11 protein-coding genes and 1 pseudogene are annotated in these 14,688 nt (G+C 69.5%); 7 read left to right on the top strand and 5 right to left on the bottom strand.

The genetic code is table 11. The features are described 5' to 3' along the window. Nucleotides 1-4 precede the first annotated feature (4 nt). Both ACGFNK_RS33420 and ACGFNK_RS33415 read right to left on the bottom strand, forming a co-directional pair. Nucleotides 5-1,198 carry a spermidine/putrescine ABC transporter substrate-binding protein gene (locus tag ACGFNK_RS33420; RefSeq protein WP_393421880.1) on the bottom strand — a complete coding sequence of 398 codons (1,194 nt, stop codon included), beginning with the start codon at nucleotides 1,196-1,198 and terminating at the stop codon, nucleotides 5-7. Nucleotides 1,199-1,560: 362 nt separating this feature from the next. Further along, complete coding sequence (locus tag ACGFNK_RS33415) at nucleotides 1,561-2,217, bottom strand: DUF4190 domain-containing protein (RefSeq protein WP_393421878.1); 657 nt, start codon at nucleotides 2,215-2,217, stop codon at nucleotides 1,561-1,563. A gap of 345 nt (nucleotides 2,218-2,562) precedes the next feature. Here ACGFNK_RS33415 and ACGFNK_RS33410 point away from each other — a divergent pair. Continuing rightward, nucleotides 2,563-3,752 (top strand): annotated as a pseudogene (locus ACGFNK_RS33410) (adenosine deaminase). Nucleotides 3,753-3,770: 18 nt separating this feature from the next. Further along, on the top strand, nucleotides 3,771-4,469 hold the full coding sequence (locus ACGFNK_RS33405) for a glycerophosphodiester phosphodiesterase (RefSeq protein ID WP_393421876.1): 699 nt from the start codon (nucleotides 3,771-3,773) through the stop codon (nucleotides 4,467-4,469). On the opposite strand, the gene ACGFNK_RS33400 is transcribed toward ACGFNK_RS33405, so the two are convergent. Beyond that, entirely contained in the window at nucleotides 4,466-6,112 is a 1,647-nt protein-coding gene (locus ACGFNK_RS33400) for an RNA polymerase sigma factor (protein WP_393421874.1), read from the bottom strand. The two genes, ACGFNK_RS33405 and ACGFNK_RS33400, sit on opposite strands and share 4 nt — an antisense overlap. 23 nt (nucleotides 6,113-6,135) lie before the next feature. Beyond that, the gene (locus tag ACGFNK_RS33395; protein ID WP_393421872.1) at nucleotides 6,136-7,419 is read right to left on the bottom strand and encodes an alginate lyase family protein; all 1,284 of its coding nucleotides are present in this window, start codon (nucleotides 7,417-7,419) and stop codon (nucleotides 6,136-6,138) included. A 276-nt stretch (nucleotides 7,420-7,695) separates the two neighbouring features. Here ACGFNK_RS33395 and ACGFNK_RS33390 point away from each other — a divergent pair, with 276 nt between their 5' ends. Continuing rightward, a complete protein-coding gene (locus ACGFNK_RS33390; RefSeq protein WP_393421870.1) occupies nucleotides 7,696-8,844 on the top strand; it encodes a serine hydrolase domain-containing protein in 1,149 nt (382 codons plus the stop codon). 67 nt (nucleotides 8,845-8,911) lie between these two features. Here the strand turns inward: ACGFNK_RS33390 and ACGFNK_RS33385 are convergent, their stop codons facing one another. Further along, nucleotides 8,912-10,348 carry a gamma-aminobutyraldehyde dehydrogenase gene (locus ACGFNK_RS33385; RefSeq protein ID WP_388683505.1) on the bottom strand — a complete coding sequence of 479 codons (1,437 nt, stop codon included), beginning with the start codon at nucleotides 10,346-10,348 and terminating at the stop codon, nucleotides 8,912-8,914. 163 nt (nucleotides 10,349-10,511) lie between these two features. On the opposite strand from ACGFNK_RS33385, the gene ACGFNK_RS33380 reads away from it, so the two are divergent. The 4 genes from ACGFNK_RS33380 (at nucleotide 10,512) to ACGFNK_RS33365 (ending at nucleotide 14,630) form a co-directional block, all read left to right on the top strand. Then, nucleotides 10,512-11,033 (top strand): Lrp/AsnC family transcriptional regulator, encoded by a 522-nt coding sequence (locus ACGFNK_RS33380; RefSeq protein WP_393421868.1) that lies wholly within the window; start codon nucleotides 10,512-10,514, stop codon nucleotides 11,031-11,033. Further along, nucleotides 11,018-12,397 (top strand): aspartate aminotransferase family protein, encoded by a 1,380-nt coding sequence (locus tag ACGFNK_RS33375; RefSeq protein WP_393421866.1) that lies wholly within the window; start codon nucleotides 11,018-11,020, stop codon nucleotides 12,395-12,397. The genes ACGFNK_RS33380 and ACGFNK_RS33375 overlap by 16 nt, the downstream gene beginning before the upstream one ends. Nucleotides 12,398-12,654: 257 nt before the next feature. Next, entirely contained in the window at nucleotides 12,655-13,398 is a 744-nt protein-coding gene (locus tag ACGFNK_RS33370; RefSeq protein WP_393421863.1) for an ABC transporter ATP-binding protein, read from the top strand. Then, nucleotides 13,380-14,630 carry a hypothetical protein gene (locus ACGFNK_RS33365; RefSeq protein WP_393421860.1) on the top strand — a complete coding sequence of 417 codons (1,251 nt, stop codon included), beginning with the start codon at nucleotides 13,380-13,382 and terminating at the stop codon, nucleotides 14,628-14,630. The genes ACGFNK_RS33370 and ACGFNK_RS33365 overlap by 19 nt, the downstream gene beginning before the upstream one ends. Nucleotides 14,631-14,688: the final 58 nt, after the last annotated feature.

Here is a 14,688-nt window from a genome sequence, read left to right as displayed (position 1 = left end):
GTGGTCACGCCCCTGTGAGCTTTGCGAACTTCTCTTCGTAGGCCGTCTCTTCCTTGGTGCTCAGTGAGCGGAAGGAGCGCGACTTGGCGGCCATGGCCGCGTCGGGAATGATCAGCGGGTTGTTCGCCGCGTCCTCGTCGATCTTCGCGAGTTCGGCTTTCACACCGTTCACAGGACACACGTAGTTGATGTACGCGGCGAGCTGGGCGGCCGGGCCGGGCTCGTAGTAGTAGTCGATGAGCCGTTCGGCGTTGGTCTTGTGGCGGGCCTTGCTCGGGACCAGCAGGTTGTCCGTCGATGTCACGTATCCGCTGTCCGGGATGAGGAAGTCGACGTCCGGGCTGTCGGCCTTGAGCTGAACGACGTCACCGGCCCAGGCGAGGCAGGCCGCGAAGTCGCCCTTGGTGAGGTCGGCCGTGTAATCGTTGCCGGTGAAGCGGCGGATCTGCCCTTTGTCGACGGCCTTCTGGAGGCGGGCGATCGCCGCGTCGTAGTCGTCGTCGGTGAACTTCGCCGGGTCCTTGCCCATGTCGAGCAGCGTCATGCCGATGCTGTCGCGCATCTCCGACAGGAAGCCGACGCGTCCCTTGAGCCTGGGGTTGTCGAGCATGTCGGAGACGGACTTCACCTCGACGCCGTCGAGTGCCTTCTTGTTGTACGCGATGACCGTGGAGATGCCGGTCCAGGGATAGGAGTACGCGCGTCCCGGGTCCCAGTCGGGGTTGCGGAACTGCTGGGAGAGGTTGGCGTAGGCGTGCGGCAGGTTGGACGGGTCCAGTTTCTGGACCCACCCGAAGCGGATGAGCCGGGCGGCCAGCCAGTCGGTGACGCAGATGAGGTCGCGGCCGGTGTCCTGGCCTGCGGCCAGCTGTGGCTTGATCTTGCCGAAGAACTCGACGTTGTCGTTGATGTCCTCGGTGTACTTGACCTTGATGCCGGTGCGCTTGGCAAACGCGTCGAGGGTGGGGTGACGCTTCTCGCTGTCGTCGACATCCATGTACTCGGTCCAGTTGGAGAAGCTGATCCGCTTCTCCTTGGCCGAGTGGTCGTCGGAGTCGACCCCTGCGGTGTTCTTCGCCGCCGGGATGCCGCAGGCGCTCAGCGTCGCGGCACCGCCGAGGGCGAGGGCGCCGCCGGTGGTGACGCGCAGTAGCGAGCGGCGGCTGAGGGAGGCCCGGCCGTTTCGTTGGTGGTCCATGTCGATCTCCTCCGCCGTCGCGATCCCCTCCGGGGTGGGGTGGCGTGGCTGCAGCTCGATTTGAAGGCTGATCCTGACAGAGGGGGACCTGTCCAACAAGTGATTCCGTTGTTTCCATTTGATTAAGCGACGGAATCTGTTGATCAGCTGACGGCTCCGGGAGCGCCCCTCTTAGGGGCGCGGGGCTGTATCAATTTGCGGCTCCGCCGCGCGGGCGCGACAAGCCACAACGAACCCGCAGCCGAGACACGACGTGTCGCCCCCACCCCCTTTTGGGGGTCTGGGGGCGCAGCCCCCCGTTTCGGGAAGGGGTGGGGCTGGGGAAAAGCACCCTCCCACCCACACCGGCGGGGGCCCTGGCGTCAGGCGACGAAGGACGTGTTGAATCCGTCGTCGCCCGGGTTCGAGTAGTCGGACTCGCTGTCGGAGAGCAGCCCGGGAGCGATGATGAGCAGCACGAGCATGGTCACGCCCAGCGCCATGCCCGCGACACCGCAGATGATCCCGGCCAGCGCCTGGCCGGCGTTGGTGGCCTCACCGCGCCGCGCCTTGCCGCGCCCGATCGCACCGAAGATCACCGCGAGAATGCCCAGGATGATGGCCACCGGCCAGAGGCAGAAACCAACCGCCGAGACGATCCCCAGCACCAGCGCCGTCGTGCCCATCCCGTTGCTCGGCGCCATCGGCATCCCGGGCCAGCCGTAACCGGGACCGCCGCCGGGGGTGGCCGGGTAGTAGGGCCGGCCCTGGTAGCCGTAGCCATATCCATAGGGCGCCTGGCCCGGCCCCTCCGGGGAGATGGGAGGCGGAGGAACGGGTTCGCCGGGGCCGCCGCCCGGGGCAGCGAAGGGATTGCCGGACGGATTCGACGGACTCGGGGGCGCACCGTCCGGGCCCCCGTACGAATTGCCGTAGGCAGACGCACCCGGCGGAGCCACAGGATTGGCCCAGGGCTGGGCACCCGGCGAAGGCGGCGTACCCGTGCCCGGTATCGAGGTGACCGTCGGCTGGTCATGCACAGAAGGCGAGCCGGACCCGCCCCGCTGCCCGGAGCCCCCGGCACCGTCGGGCGCAACGGACGCCCCCGCTCCCGGACCTGAACCCGCGCTCGGTCGCGACGCAGCCGCGTCAGGCGCACCCCACGGATTCGGCTCAGCGCCCGCCTTGTCCAGAGAAACCCCCGGCTGGGGAGCCGCATCCTGCGGACCAGGGCTCGCGGCTCCGGCCGCCGGAGTCCGCTGTTCGGGCGGAGCCCATGGGTTCGGGTCGCCGTTCCCCGGCGTACCCGGCGGCTGCGCGGCGTCGGACATGCGCGGAGTCCCCTCTGTCGTACGTTCCGTCATGCTACGGCCGGACCACGGGCCATGGCCCCGGCCTACGATGATCCCCGCACCATCCCGCACCACCGATCAGCCGATCACCCGCGCCCGCCGGACACAGGCAGGGCGCCGTTCCCGGGGAGGAACCCGTGACCGACCACCGCGACCCGAGCGTCCCGCCCGCCGTGCCCACCGGGCCCGTTCCGCGCGACCTGCACAACTTCATCGCCGGGCTGCCCAAGGCCGAACTCCACGTGCACCACGTCGGCTCCGCCTCCCCCCGTATCGTCTCCGAACTGGCCGCCCGTCACCCCGACTCCAAGGTGCCGACCGATCCCGAGGCGCTCGTCGACTACTTCACGTTCACGGACTTCGCCCACTTCATCGAGGTGTACCTGTCCGTCGTGGACCTCATCCGCACCCCCGAGGACGTACACCTGCTCACGTACGAGATCGCCCGCGACATGGGGCGGCAGCAGATCCGGTACGCCGAGCTGACCGTCACGCCGTTCTCCTCGACCCGTCGCGGCATCGACGAGGGCGCGTTCATGGACGCGATCGAGGACGCCCGCAAGGCAGCCGAGGCCGACTTCGGGACCGTACTGCGCTGGTGCTTCGACATTCCGGGAGAGGCGGGCCTCGAGGCCGCCGAGGAAACCACCCGGCTCGCCACCACGGACAAGCTCCGGCCGGAGGGCCTTGTCTCGTTCGGGCTCGGCGGACCCGAAGTCGGCGTGGCCCGGCCGCAGTTCAAGCCGTATTTCGACCGCGCGATCGCGGCCGGGTTGCGTTCCGTGCCGCATGCGGGTGAGACGACCGGGCCGGGTACCGTCTGGGACGCACTGACCGAGCTGCGCGCCGAGCGCATCGGACACGGCACGAGCTCCGCCGAGGACCCGAAGCTGCTCGCGCACCTCGCCGAGCACCGCATCGCCCTGGAGGTCTGCCCGACCTCCAACGTCGCCACGCGCGCGGTCCGGGCGCTCGACGAGCACCCGATCAAGGAGTTCGTACGGGCCGGGGTGCTCGTGACGATCAACTCCGACGATCCGCCGATGTTCGGCACGGACCTCAACAACGAGTACGCGGTGGCCGCCCGCCTCCTTGACCTCGATGAACAGGGGCTCGCCGCGCTCGCCAAGAGCGCCGTCGAGGCCTCGTTCCTCGACCCGGCCGGCAAGGCGGGGCTGGCCGGGGAGATCGACACCTACACCGGGGCATGGCTCGCGAACTGAAGCCAGCACAATGGGCCCATGCGCACCGTGACTGCCGTGGCCCATCGCGGCGACCCCTACCGCGTCCGCGAGAACACGATCGACTCGCTGCGTTCCGCGCTCCAACGGGGCGCGGACGCCGTCGAGTTCGATGTCCGGCTGACCCGCGACGATGTGCCGGTGCTGCTGCACGACGCGACGCTGAAGCGGCTGTGGGAACACGACCGGCCGCTGCTCTCGCTCTCCGCGGACGAGGTGCACGGACTCACCTTCGGTGGCGTTCCCACCCTGGAGGAGGCCCTGAAGGCGACCGGCCACGGCCGCTTCATGGTCGACCTGCCGGGCACCGCGAACCCCCGGGCCGTACGCCGGATCGTCGACGTCATCCGCGATCTCGGCGCCGACGAGCGCGTGTACTACAGCGCCGGCGCCGAGACCATGCTCGCCGTCCGCGCGGCCGACCCCGCCGCGGAGATCGCCCTCACCTGGACCACCCTGGCGCCGCCGCGCCCCATCCTCCTGGAAGCCATACGCCCCCGCTGGCTCAACTACCGCTTCAGCCTGGTGGACCGCGACATCGCCGCCCGCGTCCACCGCGACGGCTACCTCCTGTCGGCCTGGACCCCCGACACCCGCCGCTCCATGCGCCGCCTCCTCGACGCGGGAGCCGACTCGATCACGACGAACCGCATCGACACGCTGTGCTCACTGCGCCAGGTGCCGTCAGAAGCCCCCTAGGTCGTCACTCGGGAGCGCTGTGGCACCGTCGCCGGGTCGGTGGGCCTCGAGCGGGTGACGTACTGAGGCACCGGAGCGGTGTCCTTGCCGTTGTCGCGGGTGAGGCCGTAGCGGATGGCGCCCTGTTCAGGGCCGGTCGTGATGTCCTTGTTCACCGCTTCCCAGTCCGTCGGGAAGACGGCCAGGCCGTAGGAGGCGCCGCGCTCGTTGACATTGAGGGTGACGGTGCCGTCGACGTAGAAGAACTCGTTCTGCCACATCTGCTGGGTGCCCTCCGGCAGGACGGTGAAGCCGATGTCCGGGCTGCCCATTCCGGTGGCATAGCCGGGCCGGGTGCCACCGGCGTCGTCCATTCGTCGGCCGCCGCCGGACGCGACGTGGAAGATCTTGCCCCGCAGGCCCGTCCAGGTCGGCATGACCAGGCCGCCGGGCCGGTCGTGCGGGGAGATCTGCCAGCGCACCAGTACGTAGCCCTGGCCGCTGAGCGTCACGCTCTCGCCGCGGTGCTGCATCACGGCCCGCCCGCCACCGGTGCTGGTGATGCCGGACTCGGGCCGGCGCGGCAGCTCGGCGGGACGCGCGTTCGGGTCGGGTGCCTGGTCGACGGTGTCGACGACCGTGCCGTAGAGGCTGGCCCTCCTCGTGGGTGAGGGGGTGGGCGTCGGCGTGGGCGACGGTCTCGGGCGGACCGTGCTCGCCGCCGTGGGGGCCGCGACGCGGGGGCGCGGCTCGTCCGGCGGCTGCGTGACGACGTAGGCGCCGCCCGCGACCATCGTCGCCCCGGCCGTCATGGCCACCGCCGGCTTGGTGAAAGCGCCGACGATCTTGGCGGACCAGCCGACGGTCGTGGCGGCCGTCGTCGCGGCGACCGCCGTCTTGCCGCCGAAGACCAGCGAGAGCGTGAAGCCGACCGGGACGGGGACGAGCGCGAGCCCGACCAGCAGGCGTTCGGCCGGTACGACCTTCTCGCGGCGCCCGGAACAGTGGAGGCAGTCCCGTATGTGCCGGGCCAGCCGCTTGCGCCACACCGAGTCGGGCTGCCCGTCCCAGCGGGCGGTGACCTCGCGCAGATCAGGGCAGGACGAGTCGAGCGCCCGCACGATGCCCCGCGCGGTCTCCAGGCGGGCCTTCATCCGCTGGACGCGCACGGCGGTGTGCTGCCGGCTGATGCCGAGGGCCGACGCCAGCTCGCGCCGGGTGAGCTCGCCCGCGACCTCCAGCCACCACAGCGAGAGGAGCTGCCGGTCCTCGTCGTCGAGCCAGCGCACCGCCTCCGCGACCTCGCGTCGCTGCCCCTCCAACTGAAGTCGCAGTACGGTCAGTTCGGCGAAGTCGGCGGCGTCGTGCGCGGCGTTCTCGGCCAGCGACTCGGACGTACGGCGCCGTGCCCGGTCCCGTATCTGCCGCATCGCTATGGCGACCAGCCAGGAGCGGAAACTGTCCGGATCGCGCAGCGAGCCGAGGTTGTCCACGGCCCGGAGCATGGTCTCCTGCACGACGTCGTCGACGTCCGCGTGACCGTTGAGTGCTCGGCCGACGATGTTGTAGACCAGCGGCAGCCAGCCCTTGACCAGCTCGTCGAGCGCGCGCCGGTCACCGGCCTGCGCTGCCGCGATGATCGTACGCCACTGCCGACCGTCCACGTACGTCCCTTCCCGCACATGTGTCACTTGCTGTAGAGGAGCGTCCCGAAGCCCAGTTGGTCGAAGCCGCCACTGTTGGCTCCGTAGTCTCCTCCGCCTCCTTCGGCACGTACTTTCTCAGCCATCGCCGTGACATGGGGGACTGAGATTCGGCGGCGCCGGGCGTAGTGGTTGTGCAAGAGCTCCCAAACCGGGCGAATCTGGCCCCGGCCTATGTTGGAGATCACGGCCTGCTCGCGGCGGTCGCCCCGCGTCCCGGTGCCCCAGGTGTACTGGGTGAAGGGGACATCTCCACCCAGGTTGTACTTGGCGACGTACTCGGCGGCCTTCATCAGGCGGTTGTTGTCGTGGCCGTAGAAGTCGACGCCCTGGTTCCACGCCATCTCGCAGACCGAGCCCATCAGACCGATGCCCATCACGGTGTGGCCCTGGTCGCGGCCGGACTCCTGCCACTGGGCCAGGCCCTGGTCCTCGTACACGAAGGGGACGGCGTGCTTGATGGAGCCGTTGCCCTCGCCGTTCTTGAAGTACTCCACGGCCTGGTCGAACTTGGCGGTGTCGTCGCACAGGATGCCGATCGCCATGATGGCGGCGATGTTGCAGAGGTCCCAGTTCGCCCAGTAGTTGGTGATGAAGGCGCCGTTGTGGCGCTTCAGGAAGTCGTCGCTCAGCGGGTAGAAGACGTTGAGCAGCATCTTCTTGAAGCGGGACAGGTCGAAGCCAGGGTAGTCGCGCACGAGTTCGGCGGCGTTCGCGAACTGGTAGCCGTAGATGCCGGACGCCAGGAACCGGTCGGAGTTCCCGGTGAGCGTGGTGAACGTGGCCGACCAGGCGTTGAGGATCGCGACGGCCGCCTCGGCGTTCTCCTTCGTGCCGGCGATCTTCCAGCGCAGGGCGTTCTGGTAGGCGGCGTGGATGTCGTTGAAGAGGATGCCGTAGTTCTGGCCCGCGCCGCCACGGATGATCGTGTCCCGAGCGTTGGGCTTCCAGGTGCTCGCGGAATGCCGGTTGGCGATCAGCCGCTGCCAGCCCGCCAGCCAGGGCTCCGCCTTTGCGGCGACGCGCGTCTTGGCGCGGTTGAGGTCGCCGGCGTTGTGCAGCAGCCCGGGGTGCGCGAAGGCCGCTTCGGGGGCGGCGGTACTGGAGGTGCTGGGCGACGAGGCGGGCGTACCGGTCTGCGCGGCACCGGCCGAGTCGCGGCCACTCAGCGAGACCGCCATGCCGCCCACCGCGCCGCCGGCGGCCACGCCTCCGGCGATCTTGACCATGTCGCGACGGCTTATGCGGTGCCTGTTGTGCTCTGCCATGAAGAGCTCCTGTACGACAACGAGTCTGGGCCGCGGCTTGTTGGTGTCAGGTGGGACTTGTGTGCCGCGTGTGTACAGGAGACGGAGGAAATCTCTCCGCGATAACAATTTTTCACGGATACGACCGAGGGCCTTAAGGGATGCCCCTGACAACACCCTTGACCGGCACGTCAGTTGACTGGGGGTCGGGCCAGGGGCGGTGCCCTCCGCCGTGATGATCCGCTCGGGATGCGTACGCGCTGAGGATGAAGATCCACCACCTCGAGGAGTCGCCTGATGCATGCCCGTGTCCGTACCGCCTGTGCCGCTCTCGTCGTCCTGGGCCTCGCAGCCGGGCCCCTGGCGGGGGCCGCTGCCGCCTCCCCCGCCACAACGGTCGTGCGGACGGCCGACGGCCCCAACGCCGAAGCCCTGCGTGCCGCGATCGCCGACCTGCCGGACAAGAACGCGACGGCCGCGCTCGTACGGGTCGGTGGCACGGGCGGCAGTTGGCACGGCAGCGCCGGAGTACGCGACCTCACCACCGGTCGTGCGGCCCTGGAACACGGACGCTTCCGGGCCGGCTCCACGACCAAGGTGGTCACGGCGGCCGTCGTGCTCCAGCTCGCGGCCGAGGGGGAGGTGGACCTGGACGGGCACGTCCAGACGTACCTTCCCGGCCTGCTCTCGGACGACTTCGACCCCATTACCGTACGGCAGTTGCTGACCTTCACCAGTGGCCTGCAACCGGGCATCTCACTGGGCGACGCAGACGGTGAGGGCTTCGAGAACCGCTACAAGACGTTGACGCCCGAGGAGGTCGTGGCCTCGTCCGTCACCAAGGGGCCCGCGTTCGATCCGGGCCGGCGGCAGGCGTACGGCAACATCGACTACACCGTGCTCGGCATGCTCATCGAGAAGGTCACGGACGACTCGTACGAACACCAGGCGGCCATACGAATCTTCAAGCCGCTCGGCATGCAGCACACATCATTCCCCTGCGGATCCGACCCCCGCATCCACGGCCCCCACAACCGCGGCTACCAGAAACTCACCGACGGCCGCCTCGTGGACGCCACGGAGTGGAACATGTCTGACCGCTGGGCGGCAGGCGACATGATCTCCACGACGGCGGACCTGGAACGCCTGCTCCTCGGCCTGTTCCGCGGAAAGGTAGTCCCACAGCCCTTGTTGAAGAAGGAGATGCTCACTCTGCCGAAGGTCGAGGAGGGCGAGCCGACCATGAGCGCGGGTCTGCAGTACTACAGCAAGGATGGCCTCATCCTCTGGCTCAAGTCCGGCTCCCGCCCCGGCTACCGCACGGTGATCGCCACGACCCCCGACCTCTCCCGCACCCTCGTCCACTCGATCAACGCGACCGACGCGAAGGCCGTGGCCATGAACCCGGTGGAGGAGCGGATCCTCCGCGCCGCCTTCGGGTTCTGAGCACGAAAGTGCGGGCCTGCTCTGTCCTCTGTCCAGGGCGGGCCCGCACCATCCGGTCCGTCGTGGGTCAGCCCAGCGACGTCATCACGTGCTTGATCCGCGTGTAGTCATCGAAGCCGTACGACGACAGGTCCTTGCCGTAACCCGACTTCTTGAAGCCGCCGTGCGGCATCTCGGCGACCAGCGGGATGTGCGTGTTGATCCATACGCAGCCGAAGTCCAGGGACTTGGACATGCGCATCGCGCGCGCGTGGTCCTTCGTCCAGACGGAGGAGGCGAGGGCGTACTCGACGTCGTTGGCCCACTCGACGGCCTGGGCCTCGTCCGTGAAGGACTGGACGGTGATGACCGGCCCGAAGACCTCCTTCTGGATGATCTCGTCGTCCTGCTTGAGGCCGGAGACGACGGTCGGGGCGTAGAAGAAGCCCTTGTCGCCGACGCGCTTGCCGCCGGTCTCCACGCGCGCGTGGGCGGGCAGCCGCTCGATGAAGCCGCTGACCTGCTTGAGCTGGTTCGGGTTGTTCAGCGGCCCGTACAGCACGTCCTCGTCGTCCGGCTGCCCCGTCTTCGTGTCGGCGGCGGCCTTGGCGAGCGCGGCCACGAACTCGTCGTGGATGGACTCCTGGACGAGGACGCGGGTCGCGGCCGTGCAGTCCTGGCCCGCATTGAAGAAGCCCGCGACCGAGATGTCCTCGACGGCCTTGGCGATGTCGGTGTCCTCGAAGACGACGACCGGCGCCTTGCCGCCCAGCTCCAGATGAACCCGCTTGACGTCCTTGGAGGCGGACTCGGCGACCTGCATGCCGGCCCGTACGGAACCGGTGATCGAAGCCATCGCCGGGGTCGGGTGCTCGACCATCAGACGGCCGGTGTCACGGTCGCCGCAGATGACGTTGAAGACGCCCTTCGGCACGACCGAGCCGATGATGTCGGCGATCAGGAGGGTCGAGGCCGGGGTGGTGTCGGACGGCTTCAGCACCACCGTGTTGCCCGCGGCGAGCGCCGGGGCGAACTTCCATACGGCCATCATCATCGGGTAGTTCCAGGGCGCGACCTGCGCGCAGACGCCGACGGGCTCGCGGCGGATGATGGAGGTCATGCCGTCCATGTACTCCCCGGCCGCGCGGCCCTCGAGCATCCGGGCGGCACCCGCGAAGAAGCGGATCTGGTCGACCATGGGCGGGATCTCTTCGGACCGGGTCAGCCCGATCGGCTTGCCGGTGTTCTGGACCTCCGCGGCGATGAGTTCCTCGGCCCGCTCCTCGAAAGCGTCCGCGATCTTGAGAAGGGCCTTCTGACGCTCGGCCGGGACCAGGTCCCGCCAGGCCGGGAAGGCCGCGGCCGCGGCGGCCATCGCGGCGTCGACGTCCGCCTGCCCGGACAGCGGCGCGGTGGCGTACGCCTCGCCCGTCGCGGGGTTGACCACCTCGGTCGTCCGTCCATCGGCGGCATCGCGGAACTCTCCGTCGATGTAGTTGCGCAGACGACGCAGCTCAGTGCTCACTGCCGGCCCTCCTGTCAGGTGTCCAGTCCTTGAGACACCCACCCTAGTCCGACGCTCCACGTTTTCAACACCCCCGATCAGCCCAAAGCTGCGAAATCCGCAACTGTCACCCCTGTAAACAACGGATTTCATCGATCATCTCTTGCGGAACTGCTGAGGTCTCATGCACAGTGAGCACGTGGTCAGTCGCAGCGCAGAGCCAAAGGGCTCCCGAGAAATCCGGTCGGGGAACACCGCTCCCCCGCTGGACGACGTCTCGCTCGCCATCATCGAGCAGCTCCAGGAAGACGGCCGGAGGCCGTACGCGGCGATCGGCAAGGCCGTCGGCCTCTCGGAGGCGGCCGTCCGCCAGCGCGTCCAGAAGCTGCTCGACCAGGGCGTGATGCAGATCGTCGCCGTCACGGACCCACTCACCGTGGGTTTCCGCAGGCAGGCGATGGTCGGCATCAATGTCGAGGGCGACACCGAGACCGTGGCCGACGCGCTGAGCGACATGCCGGAAGTCGAGTACGTGGTGATGACCGCCGGCTCCTTCGACCTCCTCGCCGAGATCGTCTGCGAGGACGACGACCACCTTCTGGACGTCATCAACAAACGCATCCGGGCCCTGTCCGGCGTGCGCTCCACCGAGAGCTTCGTCTACCTGAAGCTCAAGAAGCAGACCTACATGTGGGGGACCCGATAGCCGTGAGCAAGGACCTCAGCAAAGTCGCGTACGACCACCTGTGGATGCACTTCACCCGCATGTCCTCGTACGAGAACGCGCCCGTCCCCACCATCGTCCGGGGCGAGGGCACCTACATCTACGACGACCAGGGCAAGCGCTACCTCGACGGTCTCGCGGGGCTGTTCGTGGTCCAGGCCGGACACGGCCGGGTGGAGCTGGCCGAGACCGCCTCCAAGCAGGCCCAGGAGCTGGCCTTCTTCCCGGTCTGGTCGTACGCCCACCCCAAGGCGATCGAGCTGGCCGAGCGCCTCGCCGGCCATGCCCCCGGCGATCTGAACAAGGTCTTCTTCACCACGGGCGGCGGCGAGGCGGTCGAGACCGCCTGGAAGCTCGCCAAGCAGTACTTCAAGCTCCAGGGCAAGCCGACCAAGTACAAGGTCATCTCGCGTGCGGTCGCCTACCACGGCACCCCGCAGGGCGCCCTGTCCATCACCGGCCTGCCCGCCCTGAAGGCCCCCTTCGAGCCACTGGTCCCCGGCGCCCACAAGGTCCCGAACACCAACATCTACCGCGCCCCGATCCACGGCGACGACCCGGAGGCCTTCGGCCGCTGGGCCGCCGACCAGATCGAGCAGCAGATCCTCTTCGAGGGCCCGGAGACCATCGCGGCCGTCTTCCTGGAGCCGGTGCAGAACGCGGGCGGCTGCTTCCCGCCGCCGCCCGGCTACTTCCAGCGGGTACGCGAGATCTGCGACCAGTACGACGTGCTGCTCGTCTCCGACGAGGTCATCTGCGCCTTCGGCCGGCTCGGCACGATGTTCGCCTGCGACAAGTTCGGATACGTCCCGGACATGATCACCTGCGCCAAGGGCATGACCTCGGGCTACTCCCCCATAGGCGCCTGCATCGTCTCGGACCGCGTCGCCGAGCCGTTCTACAAGGGCGACAACACCTTCCTGCACGGCTACACCTTCGGCGGTCACCCCGTGTCGGCCGCGGTGGGCCTCGCCAACCTCGACCTGTTCGAACGCGAGAAGCTCAACCAGCACGTGCTCGACAACGAGAGCGCGTTCCTGACGACCCTGCAGAAGCTGCACGACCTGCCGATCGTCGGAGACGTCCGCGGCAACGGCTTCTTCTACGGCATCGAGCTGGTGAAGGACAAGGCCACCAAGGAGAGCTTCACGGACGAGGAGTCGGAGCGCGTGCTCTACGGCTTCGTCTCCAAGAAGCTCTTCGAGTACGGCCTGTACTGCCGCGCCGACGACCGCGGTGACCCGGTCGTGCAGCTCGCGCCGCCGCTGATCTCGGACCAGTCGACGTTCGACGAGATCGAGTCGATCGTCCGCCAGGTGCTGACGGAGGCTTGGACCCAGCTCTGAGCAGCCCCAGCTGCTAGCCCACCTCCGTTCTTCCACATGCTCTGATCTTCCGCATGGATGATCAACACCGGCCCCGGTGCCGCCCGTTCGAGTGAGAATGGGCGGCACCGGGGCCGCGTACGTCCGGCCTCCCGGCCCCGACTCCCTAGCGTGCCCAGTGACCGATCGGCTCCGCCTTCGTTCCCCCGGACGGGGGGACTTCCTCCCAGTCCGGGGGGATTCCGCGGCATTTCTGATCCGAACCGAGGTGTACGCCCATGGTGGCTCCGCCGGACAACGACGTGCTCTGGGCACGTGCTCTGCATGTCAAGCACAACGGCTCCCCCGCGCTGAGCGGCGTCTCGCTCGGGGTTCGCGTGGGCGAGATCCTCGCCGTCGGCGGCCCGCGCGGCAGCGGCAAGACCACGCTGCTGAGGTGCCTGTCCGGACAACTCCTGCCGCAGCAGGGGGAGGTCTGGTTCAACAGCACGCCCGTGCACACCATGGGTCCGCACACCCGCGAACGCCTGCGCCGCGACCGCTTCGGCTGGATCGACCCGGCGCCCGTCCTGGTGCCCGAGCTGAACGCCTGGGAGAACGCCGCGCTGCCGCTGATGCTGCGCGGTGCAGGGCGCCGCCAGGCCAAGGCCACCGCCCTGGAGTGGCTGGAGCGCCTCGACATCGGCAGTTGTGCCCGTCGGCGCCCGTACGCCCTGCTCCAGGCCGAGCGCCAGCGCGTCGCCATCGCTCGCGCGCTGGTCCCGGCGCCCACCGTGCTCTTCGCCGACGAGCCGACCGCGCCACTGCACCGCGTCGACCGTGCCAATGTCCTGCGTACGCTCACGACGGCGGCCCGTTCGCACGGCATCACGGTCGTGCTGGCCACGCACGACGCGGACACCGCGGCCCTCGCCGACCGCAGGGTGTCGCTGCTCGACGGGCGGCGCGTGAACACCGTCCATCTGCCCGAGGCCACCGAGCCCGAGTCGGAAGGCCGGGCCGCGTGCTCGCTCTCCGCCTAGCCCGGGGCGCCCGGCCCGCCGTGCAACTGCGCCGATTCCTGGTCGCGGTGGCTTCGGCGGGCACGGGCTTCCTGCTCCTGTGCACCCTGGGGTTCGCGATGGGGCACTCGCACGATTCGTCGGGCGCGGTCATCCGGCTCGCGTGGTGTCTCGCGCCGCTCGCCGCCACCGTGCAGTTTGCGGTGGCGGTGGCCCGTACCGACCCGGCCACCCGTCCCCGCCCCGGACTCTTCGCCATCGGCCTGGGACCGGGCCGGCTGATGCTGCTCGCGGCGATCTCCACCGCGGTGTCCTGCACGCTCGGTTCGCTGGTCGCGCTGCTCTGCGTGCTCCATCTGCGCGGCGATCTGAGCGGTCTGCCCTTCGACGGCGAGGCCGCCGAACTGCTCGCCGGGAACCAGCCGTTGCCCCTCGCGGCCACGATCACGCTGCTCGCGCTGGTGCCGATCGCCGCGTCGCTTGCGAGCGCGCTGTCCCTGCGCCCACGTGGAGGCAGGAAGTCCGGCGCCCGTACGACCTACGGTACCGGCACACAGGCAGGCATCACCGAAGCCAACGGCTCCGCGCTCAGCGACGCCCACCCCGACGACCCCGGCCCGCCGGTGCACCCGTATCCCGCTCCCACCGCCACTCCCACCGGCCTGCCCTGGGGCGTGGCGGTGCTCGCGGCCGGCCTCGCCGTCGAGACGTACGCGAGTCGCGGCGGCCCCGCGTCCGGTCCCGGCCTGCCCGGCCTTCAGGCGGGCGGCTCCGCCGGTGTGCTCCTCGGCTGGGCACTCACCACGCTGGGCCTGGCGATGGCGGGCCCCGCGCTGACCCACCTGAGCGGCCGGCTGCTCCAGGCGGTGCGGCCGGGCGCGTTGCGGCTGCTGGCCGGGCGCATCCTCATGGAGGAGGCGGGGCGCATCGGCCGACCGCTCGGTGTGGTGTGCGCGGTGACATCGGGGGCGTACGCCATGGCCGCGCTGTATACCGACGCCCGCCCCGAGATCGGGCCGCTCACCGTGCTGGGCGTGCTGCTTGTGGCGGGCTGCGCCGTCGGGACGCTGCTGACGGCCGCGGTCGAGGCCAGGCAGGACCGTACCGACACCACGGCGGCACTGCTCGGGCTCGGCGCGCCCGCCACACTGCTGCGCGGCGCCGCCGCACTCCGCGCGGGCGCGCTGCTCGCCGTCCTCGGCCCGCTGACCTGGGCGATCGCAGGGCTGGCGGCAGTGCCGCTGACCGACTGATCCCCTGTACGAAAAAAGTACGCGCCGGCCGATGAGTTTTCCGCGAGGATCTGGTCCA

Origin of the sequence: Streptomyces sp. NPDC048825, assembly GCF_043198355.1 — a bacterium.
GTDB lineage: Bacteria > Actinomycetota > Actinomycetes > Streptomycetales > Streptomycetaceae > Streptomyces > Streptomyces xiangluensis.
The sequence above is the reverse complement of the archived record's forward strand: the minus strand, read 5'-3'. Positions and strand labels throughout refer to the sequence as shown.